The sequence below is a fragment of the Candidatus Fermentibacter sp. genome (assembly GCA_030373045.1).
In the GTDB taxonomy this organism is placed as follows: domain Bacteria; phylum Fermentibacterota; class Fermentibacteria; order Fermentibacterales; family Fermentibacteraceae; genus Fermentibacter.
In genome coordinates this window covers 76,370-95,941 of record JAUCPW010000029.1, presented here as the reverse complement: position 1 = coordinate 95,941, position 19,572 = coordinate 76,370, and the positions used below count along the sequence as shown (strand labels likewise).

General features: G+C 66.0%; 14 protein-coding genes. 13 read left to right on the top strand and 1 reads right to left on the bottom strand.

The features are described 5' to 3' along the window. Positions 1 to 46: 46 nt before the first annotated feature. Together QUS11_06265 and QUS11_06260 are read left to right on the top strand one after the other, a co-directional pair. Complete coding sequence (locus QUS11_06265) at positions 47 to 1,192, top strand: beta-N-acetylglucosaminidase domain-containing protein (GenBank protein ID MDM7992902.1); 1,146 nt, start codon at positions 47 to 49, stop codon at positions 1,190 to 1,192. 2 nt (positions 1,193 to 1,194) lie between these two features. Further along, on the top strand, positions 1,195 to 2,499 hold the full coding sequence (locus QUS11_06260) for an FAD-dependent thymidylate synthase (protein ID MDM7992901.1): 1,305 nt from the start codon (positions 1,195 to 1,197) through the stop codon (positions 2,497 to 2,499). Here QUS11_06260 and QUS11_06255 read toward each other — a convergent pair. Next, positions 2,496 to 5,282 carry a hypothetical protein gene (locus tag QUS11_06255; GenBank protein MDM7992900.1) on the bottom strand — a complete coding sequence of 929 codons (2,787 nt, stop codon included), beginning with the start codon at positions 5,280 to 5,282 and terminating at the stop codon, positions 2,496 to 2,498. The two genes, QUS11_06260 and QUS11_06255, sit on opposite strands and share 4 nt — an antisense overlap. 214 nt (positions 5,283 to 5,496) lie before the next feature. On the opposite strand from QUS11_06255, the gene QUS11_06250 reads away from it, so the two are divergent. The 11 genes from QUS11_06250 to hutH all read left to right on the top strand — a co-directional run bounded on the left by QUS11_06250 (position 5,497) and on the right by hutH (position 19,568). Continuing rightward, positions 5,497 to 6,426, top strand: coding sequence for a hypothetical protein (locus tag QUS11_06250; GenBank protein MDM7992899.1), 930 nt, complete (start codon positions 5,497 to 5,499; stop codon positions 6,424 to 6,426). 16 nt (positions 6,427 to 6,442) lie between these two features. Continuing rightward, positions 6,443 to 10,861, top strand: a complete 4,419-nt coding sequence (locus tag QUS11_06245; GenBank protein ID MDM7992898.1) for a tetratricopeptide repeat protein — start codon at positions 6,443 to 6,445, stop codon at positions 10,859 to 10,861. Beyond that, the gene (locus QUS11_06240; protein ID MDM7992897.1) at positions 10,840 to 11,307 is read left to right on the top strand and encodes a hypothetical protein; all 468 of its coding nucleotides are present in this window, start codon (positions 10,840 to 10,842) and stop codon (positions 11,305 to 11,307) included. Before QUS11_06245 ends, QUS11_06240 begins: the two co-directional genes overlap by 22 nt. Positions 11,308 to 11,361: 54 nt before the next feature. Next, positions 11,362 to 12,219, top strand: coding sequence for a MotA/TolQ/ExbB proton channel family protein (locus tag QUS11_06235; protein ID MDM7992896.1), 858 nt, complete (start codon positions 11,362 to 11,364; stop codon positions 12,217 to 12,219). Next, the gene (locus QUS11_06230; protein ID MDM7992895.1) at positions 12,219 to 12,782 is read left to right on the top strand and encodes a hypothetical protein; all 564 of its coding nucleotides are present in this window, start codon (positions 12,219 to 12,221) and stop codon (positions 12,780 to 12,782) included. Before QUS11_06235 ends, QUS11_06230 begins: the two co-directional genes overlap by 1 nt. 7 nt (positions 12,783 to 12,789) lie before the next feature. Then, positions 12,790 to 13,332 (top strand): biopolymer transporter ExbD, encoded by a 543-nt coding sequence (locus QUS11_06225; protein ID MDM7992894.1) that lies wholly within the window; start codon positions 12,790 to 12,792, stop codon positions 13,330 to 13,332. After that, complete coding sequence (locus QUS11_06220) at positions 13,325 to 15,202, top strand: hypothetical protein (protein MDM7992893.1); 1,878 nt, start codon at positions 13,325 to 13,327, stop codon at positions 15,200 to 15,202. The genes QUS11_06225 and QUS11_06220 overlap by 8 nt, the downstream gene beginning before the upstream one ends. Before the next feature lie 13 nt (positions 15,203 to 15,215). Further along, a complete protein-coding gene (locus QUS11_06215) occupies positions 15,216 to 15,569 on the top strand; it encodes a TonB family protein (GenBank protein MDM7992892.1) in 354 nt (117 codons plus the stop codon). A gap of 269 nt (positions 15,570 to 15,838) precedes the next feature. Beyond that, on the top strand, positions 15,839 to 16,141 hold the full coding sequence (locus tag QUS11_06210) for a co-chaperone GroES (GenBank protein ID MDM7992891.1): 303 nt from the start codon (positions 15,839 to 15,841) through the stop codon (positions 16,139 to 16,141). 11 nt (positions 16,142 to 16,152) lie between these two features. Next, a complete protein-coding gene (gene groL / locus QUS11_06205) occupies positions 16,153 to 17,778 on the top strand; it encodes a chaperonin GroEL (GenBank protein ID MDM7992890.1) in 1,626 nt (541 codons plus the stop codon). Between the two features lie 245 nt (positions 17,779 to 18,023). Further along, positions 18,024 to 19,568: a histidine ammonia-lyase gene (hutH, locus tag QUS11_06200; GenBank protein ID MDM7992889.1), complete on the top strand. Its 1,545-nt coding sequence runs from the start codon at positions 18,024 to 18,026 to the stop codon at positions 19,566 to 19,568. The last annotated feature ends 4 nt before the right edge of the window (positions 19,569 to 19,572 follow it).

Here is a 19,572-nt window from a genome sequence, read left to right as displayed (position 1 = left end):
GGAGCGTCAACGAAAAGTGAGCTTTTTCAACGATCTAAGAGGTGTGGTGGAGGGGTTTTACGGCCCGCCGTACCCTTCCCCGCACAGGCTCGCGATGCTCGACATCGTCTCGGTCCTGCCGGGCGTCCCGGCATGGCTCCATGCGCCCAAGGACGATCCCTTCCACCGGATCCGCTGGAGGGAGAGGCGCCCCGATGCTTCGATGACTGATCTCGAATCCTCGGTGTCCGGTGCGAAGCGCCTGGGGGTGTCATGGATCGAGGGATGCAGCCCGTGGAAGTTCCGCGAAGGCGATGCGCCGCTGCTCCGCGAGAAGGCCGCCGAGGCCCGCGGGATAGGCGCCGCCGGTTTCGCAGTGCTCTTCGACGACGTCGAGGAGCCGGCCACGAGGGATCTCGCCGCCGGGCAGGCCGCACTCCTCGCCGAAGCCGCGGCCGGAGGCGGGCTTCCCGTGGTCGCCTGCCCCACGGTCTACTGCGGGGAGCAGCTCGAGGAAGGGGAGGGTGAGGCCTATCTGGCCGAGTTCATCAGGCTCCTCCCCGAGGGATGCGCCATCCTCTGGACCGGCTCGGGCGTGATCCCGCGGAGGATGGACCTGTGCCCCGCCGTCGAAGGGATCGCCGCAGAGGGCCGCGTCGTGATCTGGGACAACCTCCTGGCCGACGACTACACTCTGAGGAGGCTATTCCTCGGCGAACCCCGAGACAGGGTCGTCGAGGGATGCGGGTACCTGCTGAATCCCTCGTTCAGGGCCGTCCCTTCGCTCTACACGCTCTGGAGGATGGCCTCGCTCCTCTCCGGGGGCGGCGCGCCGGAGATCCCGCCGGGGCTCACGGGCCTGACCGAAGGGCTCGCGCTTCTCTCCGAGTTCCACGACATCCCCTGGGGGGTGCGTCCGAAGATAATCGACCTTCTGGACAGCCTCGGCGATGCCCTCGAGAGGGGCACCGGCTTTCCGGCCGCGGCGGAGCGTGCCAGCCGCGACCTCGAAGCGTTCCGCGACCGCCTGAAGGAGAGCCCGGGAGGATTCGAGATCCTTCCCTATCTGAACGACATCACGAGGCTCCTCTCGATCTGGCGGAAGGCGCTCGCGTCACCCCACCCCGCCAGGGAACTCGAGAGGCTGATGGTCGACAGGCTCCCCTGGGACCATCCTCTCGCGATCGGGACGGCCAGGAGGATGAAGAGTTGAGGGTGGTGCTGGCCGGCTTCAACACCGACAGGCAGTTCTCGTCGGAGACGCCTGAGACGATCTCCGCGGCCTATGCCAGGATCAGCCGGGATCCGCGGCCGGTGTGGGACCTGAGGGAGGAGGCCGCCAGGGAGACCGCGAACGCCAGGAAATCCAACTCCAGGATCGTGTTCGGGTTCGGTCACTCATCGGTTGCAGAGCACGCGGTCTTCAACCTCGACATAGGAGGCATCTCCAGGTTCGCTGCCGAGGCCCTGCAGTCCTTCAGGCTCGCGAGCTTCATGGAGAAGTCCCAGCGCTACATAAGGATGGAAGGCGACTGGATCGTTCCGGAAGGGCTCCCGGAGGGCATGTCGGGAGTCTTCGAGAGCACCTGCCGCGAACTGTTCGGATTGTACGGCGGTATCCTCGAAGCCCTCGAGGCCGCCGGCGTCCCCGCCGCATCGGCCAAGGAGGACGCCAGGTACGTGCTCCCTCTCGCCACGGCCTGCCAGATGGGCATGACGGCCAACGCAAGGGAGCTCGAGCACATCATGCGCAGGCTCAGAGCATGGCCGGTGCCCGAAGTGGCCGCGCTGGCCGGGGCCATATCGGACGCGGTCGAGCCGGCCGCCCCTTCGCTCTTCAGACACACCACGCCCGTGGAGATGGATTCGTTCGCAGCGCGCTCCGCCCTGTCGCCCCGCGGGGTGCCCCGGCGCGCAGTGTCCCTCGTTGATGGCGACGGCGACGCCGCAGTGGGCATCCGTCTCATCGCCGAGAGGGACGGGCTGACCCACGGCAGGGCCCGGTCCGCCTGGAGGGCGATGGAGGGCCCGGAGAGGGAGCTGCTGTTCGAGGATTTCAGGGACAGGCTCGGGGTCCACGACGCGCTGCCGAGGATATGGGAGATGGCCCGTTTCACCTTCGAGCTGTCGGCGTCCTCCACCGCATTCGCCCAGATCAAGAGGCACAGGATGGCTACGATATCGGCCTCCGCACCCTATCCGGGTTCGGGCATCGTGGTTCCTCCGTCATTCACGGGCACCCGGGCGGGCCGGCTCCTTTCCCGCGGCAGGGCCGCAGCGGAGAGCCTGGCGGCCTCCCTGCCCGTTCCGCTCAGGCCGTACGCCCTGCTGAACGCGCACAGGAGAGCAGTCATCGTGTCGATGAACGCGCGTGAGCTGGTGCATTTCTCGCGGCTGCGCGAAGACTCCCACGCCCAGTGGGACATCCGGGGGATCGCGGGGAGGATGCTGGAACTGGCCGGGAGGCGTGCCCCGCTGACTCTGTCCATGTCCGGAGGGAAGTCGGCCTTCGGGGTCTAGCGCTCCAGCAGGACTTCGACCGTCCGGGGAGTGCCGGTGCGGTTCCGCGTAGACGGCGTGATCCGGAGCAGCACCCTCGCCGGCACTTCCGAAACGTCGCGCCTGCTCAGCCAGGTTACCATCCCGGGCCCGCCGGCGCCGGCCGCACCCGATCCCTCCGTCGTGGCGGGCCTCCATGTGACACCGCCGTCGAGGCTGAGGGAGACCGCAGCATCCAGCGCCATCCCCTCCGGATCGGTCATCTCGTACTGCACCGACACTCTCCCCGTCTCCGGATCGACGTTCGCGACCGCCTGGATCACCGCAGGCAGGGATGTGTTCACGATGGCGACGGGCGACACGACGGCCGAGAATGTCGTGTCCATGTCCGCCGCGAAGGCCCTGAACTCGATCTCCTCCTCCTCCGCTCCGGGCAGGTCGGCGGAGGAGTTCCACCCGAGCGTCCGGCGGTACCCTTCGGGTCCGAAAGGCCCGCTGTCCATGACTCCGGTGGCGGTGATCCAGGCATCGGAGCCCAGGGCCCTGTACTGTATGCCGACCGAAAGCCCGTCTCCTTCTTCATCCGTCATGGCCAGCGCTACGGGAACGAGCCCCCTGTGAACGCTCCTGGCGCCCGGGGACGTCAGGTCGATCACGGGAGGGGAGTTGTTGTCGAGGTGGAACGCGGATGACGGTACCGGCAGGGTCCGGCCTCCGGACGGAGAGGCCCTGAACCTCGCCCTGCCGGTGTCCACGCCCGGCGCGTCGATCCGGGACTCCCAGACTATCTCCCGTTCGTAGAATCTCGGATCGAACTCGCCGGGAGCGGAGATGGTGGCCCTGCTCCATGTGATCCCGTCGTCGAGCGAGTACTCGTAGTCCACCCCTCCGATGATGTCCTCGATCCCGGGCAGTCTGACACCGAGCCTCACCCTGCCCGAGACCTCGTAGTCCGGGGCGAGGACCTGCCCGGCATGGGCACTCGAGCTGTCGCTGCCGAAACCCTCTATGACGGACCAATCCCCCTCGTCCGCGTCGAGCGCCCTCATCCTGAACGTCAGGCCGCCCTCTCCGGCCACCCGCGCCAGATCCTGCCCTGCGTCCCATTCCAGCGGTTCGCCGTACAGCCAGGGGTCGATCTCGAGGGTACTGCCCCGGAGAACGGCCGGAGTCCATGTCAGGCCGCCGTCGACCGAGTACTGCCCCTGGAGGCTCAGGACGTCGCTCTCTGCATCCTCGACGGCGTAATCGATCCGGTACGTCCCTTCGGACAAGAGCTCCGGAGCGGTGAGATAGAGCCCGGGAGGGGAGTTGTTGTCTATGCGGAATATAGAGGAAACCCCGGCTATGCCGGGTCCGGAAGCACATCTCGGCGTGATCCTGAGTCTGACGTCCCTGGCCTCGACGCTCCCGAGATCGTCCCTGCTCCTCCACACGATCCCGCTTCCCGTCTCGCTGAAGCTGCGCGTCTGGGTCCACGACAGGCCGGCGTCGGTCGACCAGGACACGTCCAGGCCGGTGAGAAGCCCTCCGCTCGAGCAGAACTGCACGTTCACATCACCCGTGTACTCGCCCGAAAGCCCCGAGATCGTGAGCATCGGCAGGGTTCCGAGGCCGTAGCTGCCCGAATTGGATGCATCGGCGTAGGACATGGGCCAGGGTCCCGGCGAGGCTGATCCTACGGGATACGCTGCCAGAAGCCCGTTCACCCCCGGTACGACGATGTCGGTGATGCCGTTCCCGTCCACGTCACCGGCGGCGGGTGCATACAGGACGCCTTCGGGATGGACGAAGCTGCGCTCGTCGAGGATCTCCCCGTCCGAATCCCATGTCAGCACCGAACCGTCGTCGGTGCACACCAGGACCGTGTTGCGGTCCCAGGTCGAGAGGAGGAGGGGGCAGGTGGGCTTGCCTCCCACGGCTACCGGCCAGCGCCAGGTCCCGGCCAGTGAACCGTCGCTGTCGATGAGGTAGAGCAGCGATGCCTCGGTGGCGAGGGACACCTGGAGCCTCCCGGCCGCACAGTCGATCACGCCGATGGCGAGAGTGCCCTTCACAGGCCTGGAGTCCAGGGTGTACGGCCATCCCGGAAGCCGGGCCCCGTGGAGGTCGAGGGCGTGGACCTTCCTGTCGCCCGTGGCGAAGATGATGTCCGAGAGGCCGTCGGCATCGAGGTCTGCCGACACCGGAGCAGCGGATACCGAGAAGCCCGTGCCTGCCGGCCACCCGGGGAGCAGCATGCCGCTGATGTCGTATACGGCTATCGAGGCGTTCGACAGCGCACAGACGACGCCGGCACCCAGACCGCTCCCGATCGTCACCTGCGATGGGGTCCACTCGAGCCTGCCCCCCGGTTCCAGCGGCCAGCCCTGCAGGGCTCTGCCGTACTCGTCGAGCAGGTGTATCCTTCCGTCTGTCGTGCCGAGAGCGAGTTCCCTCGCGCCGTCGGAATCGAGATCGAGCGCCGATACCCCCGTCACTGGGCGGGAGCCGAGATCGACGGGCCAGCCCGGGAACTCGTCGCCCCCGAGGTCGGTCAGGTGCAGGCGGCCTTCGTCGTCGACATGGCACAGGGCCATGTCGCCGTGGATGCGGGAATCGAAGGAACAGGGCCTGAAGCTGACCCCGGCCGACGTCGAGAGAGGGAAACCGGGGATCGGCGACCCGGATGCGTCCCATCCCCCGAGCCCCCTGTCGCCCAGGGGGATGAAGGTGCACAGGCCGGCTCCTCCGTCGTCCGCCAGGATGGGGGAATCCCTGGGTATCGCTCCGGCTGGAACCTGCCACAGCGGTACGGGGTTCATTGCATGGAGAGCGACGGCTGCCAGAACCGCTGTCGGGAACAGATGCGACCTCCAGGAAAGGGAATAAACCCTGATAAAGCTAGCGAATCCGCAGCATTCCAGTCAACGACGGAGGGCCTCCCGTGCGTCGTTGACCTGCAATTCACAACGGACAATACTAATCGCGCCGAAGACACCGGCTAACATCCCAGGGAGATCCCGGAGGCCTCTGCCGATGAGAAATACCGCATTAGCGCTCATTTTCGCAGCCGCCGCGGCATACGGCGGGTCACTTCCCTACAGCCGCGCCGGGGTCCTCGACTCGCCGGACGCCTACATACTGAGACATACCGAAATCGAGGCCGGAGTTTCCGGTTCGGCCTACTCCGTGACGGATTCGGCAGGCTCGTCGGACAGCGAGTTCAAGATCACCGGCCATGTCGACGTAGGCCTGTTCCGGTACGGCCAGGTGGGTGTCTCCTGGCTGGCCGACGGCGGCATCGCCGGGTCGGTGAAGGTGGGCATCCTCAGCGAGGGCATAAGCGTTCCCGCCTTCGCGATAGGGCTCGAGAACATCTCCGGCGAGAAGAACATCGACTGCTTCGAGGGTCTCGACGGCGAGCTCTACGGGTACGAGCACTCCCAGAACATGTCCGCATACGGTGTTCTCTCGAAGGATATCGAGAACCTCACGGGCGTCCCCGCCACCGTCAGCATCGGCATCGGCACCGGGCGCTTCGTCGGCGTGATCGACAACGGCGCCGCAGGCATAGGCAGCGACGTGGCGAGCGGTTTCTTCGGGTCGATCGTGTTCCGCCCCTCCAACAGCTTCTCGATCGCATTCGAGCAGGACGGGAGGGACTTCAATCTCGGCGGTTCCTACAGTCTCAGCCGCACCTTCACGTTGAACGCCACGTGGGCCGAGATGGAGATGAGCGTTCTCCCGCCGGAGAACGTCGATCGCATGGATGTCATGCAGAATTCCAAGTTCAGCCTCTCCCTCGAGGCCCGGATCGGACCCCTCCTGGGCGCCCAGAGGCTCGAGCTCGAGCGCGAGCAGATGCGCATCGAGAGGGCGAGGCAGAGACTGCAGGAGCTCGAGGACAGGCGCAGCGCCGCCGAGGAAGAGCTCCGCAGGCTTCGCGAACAGCTCGAAGGCGACTGAGAAGCCGGACGGACGGATGACTCACAAACTCCTGACAGCGGTCCTCCTGCTGGTGACCGGACTGGGCGCCGCCCAGCCCGCCGAGGAGGACGATCTAGAGGTCCTCCTGCAGCGCGCCCGCGCCGAGCTGGCATCCCTCGAGGAGCTGATCGGGCGCGAGGAGTCCAGGCTCGGCCGCATCGAGTCCGAACTGGTCGACCTAAGGCGTCAGGCCGCCATCATGAGCACGGCCGAGAGCGCATTCCGGCTCGGCGAGGAGCTCTACCTCGCGGGATCCATAGTCTGGGCGCGCGACGCATTCCAGTCAGTGATCCAGAACTTCCCCGGGAGCGAGTACCATTCCGAATCGCTCTTCAGGCTCGAACTCATCAACTTCGAACTGCAGGAGTTCGAAACCGCCATCGCATATTTCGATTCGCTGCGCACCCGATCGCCGGGATTCCCGCACATGGATCTGGCCGTGATCGCAGCTGCGCTGTCCTATCACAACAGGGGGATGTTCGAGGAATCCCGGGGCCTCCTGTCGCAGATCGGCCCGCAGAGCGAGTACGCGGCCCTGTCCCAGTACCTCACCGCCGTGGCATACGTCGAGCAGGGGATGCTCTCCGAGGCCAGGACGGAGCTGGAGGCGGTGCTCGACCGCCCGAGGTCGACGAGTTCCGAAGCCGCGCTGGCCGACAGGGCGGTCATCGCCCTGGCCCAGATCCACGTCGAGGAGGGGAACCTCGACCAGGCCCACGACATGTACGACAGGGTATCGCCCTACAGCCCGTATTACGACGTGGGCATGCTCGGCAAGGTCTGGGTCTACATGAGGCAGCAGGAGTACCAGGAGGCCTACAATCTGGCCCAGAGGGTGATCACCGAGGTTCCCGCCAGCGATCTGAGGTCCGAGTTCGAGCTGGCCATGGCCAACTGCGCGCTGGGTGCCGAGGATCTCGACGTAGCCATTGCCCGCTACGAGCAGCTCCTGGACACGCACAGGCAGACCGACACCTCCGGGATCCTCGGCGACGGTTCGACGGGCGACAGCCAGTACCAGAGCGAACGCGAGCGCCTCGAGAGGATCAGGGCGGGTCTCGCCGAGCTCAAGCAGGAGGCCTACTCCAACGGGGCCTTCGACGTCGTCGCGAGGATAGAGGAGGAGGAGGCCGCCCTGCGCGCCATGTTCGTCAACATCAGCGCCATGGAGGCATCCCAGTCGCTCCCCGCCGGAGAGATGGACCCCCGTGCGATGAGTGCCGAGCTCAACCGGATGATATCCGACAGCCGCGCCGCGACGGACGCCCTAGCGCTGTCGATCGAGGAGACCACCCGCGTGGCCGAGGAGACCGGGACGGAGGCCGAGAGGCAGCAGCTCCAGTCGCTGGAGGGCGAGGTCCAGAGGATCAGGCTGTCCCTTCTCGACCTCGCGTCGAAGTTCGACGAAGGCATCTCCCAGGAGCACAACTGGGTGCAGGAGACGCAGTACGGCATCGCCATCGCGTATTTCATGGAACGGGAGCTCAAGAGGGATTCCCTGTCATATCTGGGCTCGTACTACCAGGAGCAGATCCAGGAGGCGTACGCCCGGGGCGACTCGGCTTCGGCGTCTTCGCTCATCTCCCAGCGTCAGAGGGAGACCACCGCCCTCCAGTCCCGCATCGATGCCTCTGCAGCCCATTGCGCTTCCCTGTTCGAGGAGTACATCGGCAACTTCCCCGAGAGCCGCTTCTCCGCCGACGTGCTCGTGAGGCTCGCCCAGCTCCAGTACGATCTGGACAACGCAGCCTACCTCGACAGGATCGCCCGGGCCACCCCCGAGACCGGATACGTGCTCGAGGACTATTCCCGCTCGGTCGATCTCTACGAGCGCGTTCTCACGATGTACCCCGGAAGCGACGTGGAGGACGTAGCCCTCTACTCTCTGGGCTACTGCCTGGACAAGATGGGCGATCCCAGGGGGGCGGTGTCGAGCTACAGAAGGCTCCTCGAAGAGCACCCCCAGAGCCAGCTCGCTCCCGAGACATGCGTCCGCACCGGCGACTTCTATTTCGATTCGTTCGACTTCGACAGCGCGCAGATCTACTACGAGAGGCTGCTCGAGTACCCGGCCGCCGATCCCGACATGTTCCAGCTCGGCATCTACAAGCTCGGATGGAACCACTATCTGCAGAGCCAGTACTTCCGCTCCGCAGCCGTGTTCGCATATCTGATCGAGGACAGCCAGCTCATGGACTCCCTCGGCATCTCGCGCAGGGGCGGCGCCATGATCGACGAGGCGATGGAGTACATGGCCCACGACTTCATGGAGCAGACGTCGCGTGCGCCGGTGCCCCTGGCGACCCGCTTCCTGGACTATTTCGGAAGGGATTCCGTGTCTTTCACGGTTCTCGGCTTCATGGGCGACCAGTACAGGGCGAGCGGGTACTGGAACGAGGCCATCGACTGCTATCAGGCCCTGCTGCAGAGGTTCCCCGGCTACAGGGAGGCCCCCTACTTCCAGGCGGGCATAGCAGCCTGCTACGAAGGGCTGGGCGATGCAGCCCTGGCCAACCAGGCCAGGGAGCAGCTGGTGGAGGACTACAGTCCCGGCGGCACGTGGGCGCTCGGGCTGGGCGACTCGCAGGCCGTGGCGGCCATCGACACCCTCAGGGAGATCTCGCTCGAACAGGCGATAGCCTACTATCACGGCCAGGCCGTCTCGGCCGCCGGCGATCCCGCGCTCCAGCGCGACAACTACCAGGCCCTGGCGGAGAGGGTGGAGTCGTACCTCGCGGGATACCCCGACAGCAGGCAGAACTACGACTTCAGATTCCTCCTGGGCGACTCCTACTATGCTCTCGGGAGGTTCGTAGAGGCGGGCGACACGTATCTCGCGCTCGCCAGGGACAGCTCCTCCGCGCAGAGGCGCGAGGACGCGACCATCAACGCATGCGGGTCCTACTTCTCGGCCTACACCGACGAGGCCGGGATGGACAGCGCATCGGTGAGGCAGAAGCAGATAGAGGCAACGAACTACTACATGACTCAGTTCCCGGCCGGCCAGTATGTGGACCAGTTCCTGTACGCGGCCGCGGCCAACTGCTACAACGCACGCGACTACGAAAACGCCAGGAGCGTCTATCTCTCGCTCTACAACAACTATCCGAACTCGCAGTACCTGGCCAGGTCGGCCAGGTTCATAGCGGCAGCCTACGAGGCCGAGCAGATGTACGCCCAGGCGGAGGAGTGGTACGGCCGCGCCTCCGACACCGCCGCCAGGACCGGCGAGGATCTGGGCGAGGACGTCGACCTGCTGGCCGCCACCGCGGCCTACAAGGACGCCGCGGCGCTGGCCGAGTCCGAGGACGTGCAGAGCCTGATACAGGCCGCACAGCGCTTCGAGGAGTCTGCCCAGGAGCACCCCGGTTCGGCCGTCGCGCCGACCGCCATGTACGACGCGGGCGAGACTTACGCCAGGGCCGGAGCCATCCAGGACGCGATAAGGGTCTTCGACGGGATCTCCACCCAGTATCCGCAGAGCGAACTGGCTCCGCAGGGCCTCCTGAGATCGGCATTCCTCGCCAGGGAGGCCGGCATGCTGATCGAGGCGGGCGACATCTACCGGAGGGCCGCCCAGCTGTATCCCGGCGCCCCCGACATGGAGAGCGCGATGTACAGCGCGGCCGTTTCCTACGAGGAGGCCGGCAGGATGGACCTGGCGACCATGGTCTACGACGACATGATCGTAGCCGGCGGAGCCGGCCCAGATGTGATGACCCAGGTCTACGGCAAGTACGGCGAATACGAGTACGAGTCGGGCGATTACGCAACGGCCAGGCAGATGTTCAGCAGCTCGATCCAGGTCTACGACCAGTACAGGGAGGGCGACGCCTACTATCCCGCCATGTCGGCCTTCTACCTCGGCGAGATGGCCTACCTCGACTACGACGCGGTCATGACCACCGTCGAGACCGCCCAGACCAAGACCCAGCTCATGCAGGCCACGGAGTCCTGGTATGCCAAGGCGCTCAACTACTTCACTGACGTCTGGTTCATGGCCTCCTGCGTCAGGGCCGGCGAACTCTACGAGGACTATGCCAACGAGATCGGGTACATGCAGCCTCCCGCCGGGCTCGACGACACCGGGATACAGGCCTTCTACGACCAGCTCATGCCCGTGATGGAGAGCTACATCCAGAAGGCCCTGCAGGTGTACCAGACCGCAGTGGAGAAGGCCGTGAGCTCGAGCATCGACAACGAATGGGTGACGAAGGCGGCAGATCATCTCGAACTGCTCGCACCAGGCACCGCAGCCGCCCTCGGCCTGCCGGGATACGCGCCCCTTCCTCCTCCTCCAGACACCACGGCGCCCCAGGATTCCACGGCGGCTCCGGATTCGACGGGTGCAGGGGAGCCCCAGCCGCTCTCCTGCCTGCCGGCGCAGCCCGGATGCCTCGCGGGGGTCTCCTGATGCCGGCCATGCGCGCCGGTCTCGCCATGCTGGCCCTGCTGGCCATCCCGTCGGTGCGCCCGGCGTCTGCGCAGGATGCCCATCTCGAAGAGGGCAGGCTCATCCTCGAGGAGATCACCATCCAGGGCGAACTGCGGACTCCGCAGGCGATGTTCCTCATCCTGAAGAGCACTCCGAGCCTCAGCAACGTGCTCCTGGACAGGAGCTTCATCTCTGATGTGATCAGGCCGGTGTATCCCGGTGCCTTCGCGGACGAGCCCACGTTCGGCGCCAGCCAGAGGATCGCCAACCTGCCATGGTATCTCAGATACGGAGCCGTCGCCGCATTCGGCGGGCTCTCCGCCCTTCAGTATTCGGAAGGTGATGACGAGGAGGGCCTCGTGTTCGGCGTGATCGCCGGGCTGGGTCTGGCCGGAAATCTAGTCCTAGATCTGGTCGGCATGTAGTGTAGACCAGGTCGCCCAGAGAGGAGACCGTTGATGCCTCGTTCCCTCTTGACTGTGCTCATGACAGTGCTCTGCCTCTCGAGCGGCACGGTGCTCGCGCAGACCGCGACCGTTCCGGACAGCGCTGCCGTAGACTCCACCGCAGTATCGGACTCGACGGCGGCAGACTCCGCGGCGGTCGAACCCATAGCCGATCCTGATACGGCCGGCATCGCTATAGCCGATACCACGGCCGCGGCCGACTCCACTGCGTCAGAGGCCGAGGCCGCCTCACCCGGACTCATCTCCGAGATAGCGAAGTTCTTCCGCGAAGGCGGCTTCGCAATGTGGCCGATCCTGCTGTTCCTCGCGGCGGGGCTGGCGATCATGGTCGAGAGGGCGGTCTTCCTCTTCTTCAAGGCCAACATCAAGCCCGAGGAGTTCATGGCCCGCATAGCCGACCTCATCCGCAAGGGCAGCATCGAGGGTGCCATAGCTGCATCCGCCGAGGAGGACGCACCCCTGGCCAGGATAATCGAGTCGGCCCTGCGCAACTACAGGGGCACCGAGCGGGACATCCAGAACGCCGTCGACGAGATGGCCCTCGCCGAACTGCCCAGGATCAGCGCCCGTACGGGCTACCTCGCGATGCTCGCCAACGTTTCCACGATGGTGGGTCTGCTCGGCACGATCTTCGGACTGATCCAGGCGTTCGCCGCCGTCTCGGCGGCGGACCCGGAGGCCAAGGGCCGCATCCTCGCCAGCGGCATCGCCATGGCCATGAACACGACGGCGTTCGGCCTCATCGTGGCCATTCCGCAGCTCATCGTGCACTCCTTCCTCACCTCCAAGGCGGACGGCCTGGTGGATGACATCGACCGCTACTCGGTCATGGTCATCAACATGCTCGCACAGGCCCGGAAGGAAGGCTGATGGCAAAGGCGGCTAGCGGCAGGAGCAGAAAGGTCCATCATTCGGAGGCGCTCGACCTGCTCCCTGTCATGAACCTCTTCTGCTGCATCATCCCGTTCCTGCTCCTGAGCGCGTCCTTCCTCGAGGTCACCATCATCCAGATGGCCCAGACCGAGGGGATCGGGGCGGCCGGGGCAGGCGCAGTGGCCAACCTGGCCAGGTCCGAGGAGGACAGGCTCCAGCCGAAGGTCATCCTCACAGACGAGGAGATGTTCATCGGCACCGTGGCCGGCACCGCCCACGTATGCTACTCCTTCACCCAGAACGTCGACGGAGTGGACATGCTCACGTACGACTTCGACTCCCTGACCACGAAGGCCACGGAGGTGCACCGCCTGCTCTCCGAGGCCTACCCGCAGATAGAGTTCCACAAGGTGACGATCCTCACCGTAGAGGAGACCAGGTACGACAACATCGTGGCCTCGATAGACGCCTGTGCCGAAGCCGGCTTCGACCAGCCCGGCCTCCAGGTGGCCCCGACCGCCTCGGTCGAGCAGGCCACCGACGCCGCGATGGGGAGGTGAGGAGGAAATGAGCACTCCCACCAAGAGGCACGTTCCGCTCCTGATCGGCTACAACAAGACCAAGGCCAACGTCAGGGGCAAGAAGAAGGTCGAGGTGCAGCTCACCTCGATGATCGACATGTTCACGATCCTGGTCGTCTTCCTGCTGGAAGCCTACAGCGCCGACGGACAGATCGTGACCCTCAGCGACGCCCTGACCCTTCCGAAATCCACCATCGAGACTCCCGTCAAGCTGAGGCTGGAGATCCAGGTGACGAACAGCGTCATAGTGGTGGACGGCGATCCCATCGTGTCCGTCGACGAGAACCTCCTGTCCACCGGCAACTCGATCCCGGCCGTGGTCACCAGGCTCCGCGACCACCTGGAATACAGCCGGCAGCTCAGGGGTACTGTCACCGAGGAGGACACGCAGATAAACATCCAGGGCGACGTCGCGGTCCCGGCCATCCTCCTCCAGCGGGTGATGTCCAGCTGTTCGGAAGCGGGATACGCGACGCAGAACCTGGAGGTCATCAAGATGCAGGAGGGAGGCGGTACTGAGAATGGCTGAGGGTACGGCCCCCGAGAAGAAGGTCCTGGCGATAGCCGTCCTCAGGGACGGGAAGGTCGTCAACAAGCTCATCCCCGAGAGGGTGCAGATCAGGCTCGGCTCCGGGTTCAACAACAACATCGCGATCGAGCACCCGGGCATCCCCGAGAGCTTCGTGTTCATCATGCCTGGGCCCGACAGGGACACCTGGGTGCTGAGGCTCTCGGAGACCATGACCGCGCTGATCACGTCCTCCGACGGCACCAGGCTGGACTTCGCCGACCTCAAGGACCTCGGGATCTTCCCCAGGGACGACCAGGGCTTCTATCTCCTGAACGTGAAGCACGGTGACCAGGGACAGGTCAACATCGGCCCGTATGCCGTCCATTTCGGGTTCATCGCCCCTCCGGAGCGCAGGGAGCCCGAGAAGCCCGCGCCGAAGGCCGAGAGGGCGGCGGCCGAGCAGGCCCCCGTCAAGGACGATCCCAGGGTCCTCAAGATCTCGGTCGAGGCTCACGGAGCCCCCCGGAGGGACGTCTACCCCAATGCGGGCATAATGACCGTGGGCGAGGCCGACTACAACACCGTGTCCGTGCGCAATGCCGGGCTGCCCAGGATCCACACCCTGATGGAGCCGCAGGGCGGCAGGTACGTCCTGCGCCTGATCCCGCAGATCAAGGGCGGGGTCGAGGTGAAGGGCAGCATCATCCCCTTCTCCACTCTCATCGAGCGCAACCTCATGCGCCAGGAGAAGCCGGGCGACCCCTGGATCTGGGTGATGGACAAGAACGTGTCCGGCGTGATAAGCATCGCCGGCACGGAGGTCTTCTTCGGCTTCGCCGAACCTCCGAAGGAGGTCGTCCCCAAGGCCCCTCCGAAGCCCGCGGCGATCGAGAAGAAGCCTGCTGCTCCCTCGAAGTACTCGTGGGAGGTGTTCGGCGCCCGCCCCCATGACGCCATAGCCTTCAAGGGCCAGGGGGCCGAGAAGAACCGTCTCCAACTCGTCATGGGATTCGTCCTGTTCTTCTCCCTCATCGGCGGTGCGGTGTTCGACCGCCTCGTGGTCGTCACACAGGAGAGCAAGCAGGACATCCTGCGCAGGGCGCCGACCGCGAGGGTGGCCAGCCTGGCCAACCCGCCCCAGACCCAGATCGAGGGCATCGGCGAGGAGATCATCTCCGAGTCCGACATCGGCGAGCAGGTCGGAACCGTGGGCGGACCCGGCGGGGGTGCGCCCGGCGGGGGAGGCCCCGGCCCGGCCGGAGTGGCTGCCGGAGCGGCAGCGGGGCAGAGCGTCCTGCAGAACATCGGCTTCGCGGCATACGGCACCCAGGGGGCCGGCGGCGGGTCCGGATTCATAGGCGACCTGCAGTCGGCCGCATCGTCGGGCCTCGGCCTGGCCTCAGGCCAGTCCGGGCAGGCCCTGATAGCCGGAGCGGGCGGAGGCGGATCGGGCGGCCTCACCGGGCTGGTCCCCGCCGGCGGCGGAGTCGTCCAGACCGCCGAAACGGTCTCCCAGAGCGATATCGAAGCGGTCCACAGGGCCGCCCAGGTGAGCTTCTCGGCCACGGGAAGCGGCGAGGCTCTCGATCTCGGACAGAGGAACATGACCGACATCAGGGGCCGCATCAACGTCATCAAGATGAGGATACAGACCGCCTACGAGAGCCTGCTCCGCACGAATCCCATGGCAGGCGGCAACATCTACATCAACTTCTCGATCACACCGTCGGGATCCGTGACCGGCGTCAGCGTCAGCGCCCCGGGAGACCTGGCCTCCCTCCAGCCGACCATCCAGTCCGCCGTGGCCGGCCTGAACTTCGGACCCGCCGAAGGGCAGACCTCGAATCTCGACATATCGGTGCCCTTCAACCTGGTGCCTCCGGAATAGAAAGGGTGGAGCCGTGAAGTACTCCGTCATCCTTCTCGTGATCGCCGCCCTGGCTGCCGCGCAGCAGGCTCCGATAGCGATGTGCGAGCTGCGCCCGGCGCTCGAGGAGATCAGGAATGCCATCGCAGTCTCCTACGAGGACCTGCTGACCATCGAACCCGGCGCCACCGGCACCGTGACGGTATCGTTCACGATCGCCCCGGGTGGTGCCCTGACCGAGGTTTCCATCACCAGCGACCCCGGCCTGGAATCCGTGGCCCGGGCGGCCGATGAAGCCATGCAGGGCCTCGACTACGGCCCGGGTCTCCTCGAGGAACCCATCAGCATCACGGTGCCGTACAACTGCATCCCGCCCTCTGAGAACTGACGGCCTGCAAGGGCAGCTGGACGGCCCGGCCCCGTGCCGGGCCGTCCGTTCTTCGATCCGGTCCGGCAGTGCCAATCTGACCACGGAGGGCGCCGCTTGCCGGTCGATGGAGTCGACCTCGGGCGTGCCGCCATCTGCAGCATAAAGCGGCGCAACATGATGCCTTTGCCCTGCCGGCATGCCGGAATCTGGCATGCCGTTTGCTTATTAGCGGTACGAAGTCCCCGGATAGTTGGTCAGGAACACTCTGGCGAAAGGAGCCGAGAAGCATGTCGAGCACCAAGGTGCGTCCCATGTTCGACAGGGTCCTCGTGAAGCGCGAGGAGCCGCAGGAAATCCTCAAGGGCGGGATCGTCCTCCCCGATACGGCCAAGGAGAAGCCTCTCGAGGGCACCGTGATCGCAGTGGGAGCGGGCAGGCGCAACGAGGACGGGGACGCCTTCCTGGCCCCGGTGGTCAAGGCTGGCGACCGCGTCCTCATCGGCAAGTATTCCGGCACGGAAGTGAAGATCGACGGCGAGGAGTACGTGATCGTCCGCGAGGATGACATCCTGGCCGTAATCGAAGCATAGGAGGACAGAAGATGGCAGCCAAGCAGCTCAAGTACGACCAGGAAGCCAGGCAGGCCATCCTCGCCGGCGTGGAGAAGCTGTCCCGCGCGGTGAAGGTCACGCTGGGCCCCAAGGGCAGGAACGTAGTCCTGGAGAAGAAGTGGGGATCCCCCTCGATCACGAAGGACGGCGTCACGGTCGCCAAGGAGATCGAGCTCCCCGACAAGTTCGAGAACATCGGCGCGCAGCTCATCCGTGAAGTCGCGAGCAAGACCAGCGACAACGCCGGTGACGGCACCACCACCGCCACCCTCCTTGCCGAATGCGTCTACCGCGAAGGCCTCAAGAACGTGACGGCCGGCGCGAACCCGATGGCTCTCAAGAGGGGCGTCGACAAGGCCGTGGAAACCGTCATCGCCGAGCTCAAGACGCTCTCGAAGGAGGTCAAGGGCCGCGAGGAGATCCGCCAGGTGGCCTCCATCTCCGCGAACAACGACGAAGAGATCGGCAACATAATCGCCGACGCGATGGAGAAGGTCGGCAAGGACGGCACCATCTCGGTCGAGGAGGCCAAGTCGATGGTGACCACTCTCGACGTCGTCGAGGGCATGCAGTTCGACCGCGGATACCTCAGCCCCTACTTCGTCACCGACGCCGAGGCCATGGAGTGCGTCCTCGAAGACGTCTTCATCCTCATCCACGAGAAGAAGATATCCAACATCAAGGACATCCTCCCGATCCTCGAGAAGATCGCCCAGCTCGGCAAGCCCCTCCTGATCATCGCCGAGGACGTCGAGGGCGAGGCCCTCGCCACCCTCGTCGTGAACAAGGTCCGCGGCATGCTGCACGTAGCCGCCGTGAAGGCCCCGGGCTACGGCGACCGTCGCAAGGCCATGCTCGAGGACATCGCCGTCCTGACCGGCGGCCGCGCCATCACCGAAGACCTGGGCATCAAGCTCGAGAACATCACCCTCCAGGACCTCGGCAAGGCCAAGCGCATTACGATCGACAAGGACAACACCACGATAGTCGAGGGCGCCGGCGCCACCGACTCCATCAAGGGCCGCGTCAACCAGATCCGCAAGCAGATCGAGGACACCACGTCCGACTACGATCGCGAGAAGCTCCAGGAGAGGCTTGCGAAGCTGGCGGGCGGCGTGGCCAGGGTGAACGTGGGCGCAGCCACCGAGACCGAGATGAAGGAGAAGAAGGCTCGCGTGGAGGATGCCCTCCACGCCACGCGTGCCGCAGTCGAGGAAGGCATCGTCCCCGGCGGCGGAGTCGCCCTCATCAGGTGCGAGGCCGCTCTCGACAAGATGAACCTCGAAGGCGACGAGAAGACGGGGGCGGACATCATCCGCCGCTGCCTGAACGAGCCCCTGCGCCAGCTCGTGGTGAACGCAGGGCTCGAGGGCGCCATAGTCGTCGAGAAGGTGAGGTCCCTCGGCGGCAGCATGGGCCTCAACGTCCAGACGAACGAGTACGTGGACATGTTCGAAGCCGGCATCGTCGATCCCACGATGGTCACCAGGACCGCCCTGCAGAACGCCTCGAGCATCGCAGGCCTCCTGATCACCACCGAGTGCCTCGTCACCGAGATCCCCGAGCCCGAGAAGGCTCCCGCCCCCGGCGGCGGCGGCATGGGGGACATGTACTAGAGATGACGGCATCCGGCTTCCGGCGTCAGGCGTCCGGCAGGACAGATCCGGACTGACGGGACGCGGGAGAAACCGGCAGGTTCGTCGAGTGGAGGCCCGGGGCGCGAGTCCCGGGCCTCCCGTCTTTCTTGACCGCTTTCGGATTCCGGTCCCGGCCCGGATCCGGGGTGTCGACGGGGACGGACCCGGGACCCACACTCCGTGCCGGCGGCTATATTAGCGGACACATCATCCGGAAGGTCGGAATGTCCACGATCACCATGGAATGCAGCGGAATCGGGTTCGCACAGGTAGAGTCGGCCAGGGCCGGCGTCATGGCCGCGCTGGGTCCCCGGGCCCGCGAAGCGGTAGCGGCGTCGAGAGCCGCCATAGAGTCGGCGCTATCGGATGTGCGCCCAACCTACGGGGTCAACACCGGCTTCGGCAGGATGGCCTCCACCGTGATAGACGGCGATTCGCTCGCGGAGCTCCAGCGCAACCTCCTCCTGAGCCATGCTTGCGGTACGGGCCCGTTCGTGCCTCCCGACATCGTGCGGGTGGCCATGATCCTGCGGGCGGCATCGCTGGCCCGGGGAAGGTCCGGCATACGGCAGGAGACCCTCGACTGCCTGCTGTCGGTCTACAATGCCGGGATCATCCCCGCCGTCCCCTCCAGGGGTTCGCTGGGAGCCTCGGGAGACCTGGCCCCGCTCGCCCACATGTGCCTGCCGCTGATCGGAGAGGGAGAGGTGCTCGGCGAGGGGGAGGGCACCATTCCGGGCGCATCCGCCCTGGCCGGCGCCGGTATCGCCCCGGTGGTCCTCCAGGCCAAGGAGGGCCTTGCCCTCATCAATGGCACCCCCTTCCTGACCGCATACGCCGCCTGCGCTCTCCTCGACCTGGCCTCGCTGGCCGACGCCGCGGACATGGCGGCGGCGATGACGGCGGAGGTCCTTCTCGCGACCACATCGGCATTCGACGAGGAGCTGGTCGCCCTGAGGCCCCACCCGGGAGCGGCTGCATCGGCCGCGAATCTCCGGGCCGCCCTGGCCGGCAGTTCCATCGTCGAGTCCCACAGGGACTGCCCCCGGGTGCAGGATGCCTATTCCATCCGCTGCACCCCGCAGATCCACGGAGCCTCCCGCGACGCCGCCGCCTTCGCGGCGGGCACGGTGGCGGTCGAGATGGCGTCGGTGACGGACAATCCTCTGATGATGCCGGACGGATCCTTCAGGAGCTGCGGCAACTTCCACGGCCAGCCGGTCGCCCTTGCGGCCGACCTGCTGTGCATGGCCGCCTCCGAGCTGGGCTCGGTGTCGGAGAGGCGCATCGAGAGGCTCCTGAATCCCGACCTGAGCGGGCTGCCGGCCTTCCTGGCCGCGCGTCCGGGCCTCGATTCTGGCCTGATGATCGCCCAGTACACGGCGGCTGCCCTCGCCAGCGAGAACAAGATCCTGAGCCATCCCGCCTGCGTCGACAGCATCCCCGTCAGCGGAGCGCAGGAGGATCACGTCTCGATGGGCTCGATCTCGTCCCGGAAGGCCATGGAGGTCGTGACGAACGTCCGCTACATCGTCGCCACCGAGCTGTACTGCGCCTTCAGGGCCTACTCCATGCTGGGCAGGACCGGGCCCGGCCGCGGCACGGCCGCGGCATTCGACGCACTGTCGGCCGTCATCGACGGAGACGTGAGGGACAGGCGGTTCGACCCGGAGATCAGGGCCGTCGACAGGCTCGTCGCGTCGGGCGCCTTCGGCCGGATCCTCTCGGACTGCGGCGGCATCCCCTTCAGGAGCCTGCTGGAGGGGTAGAGGC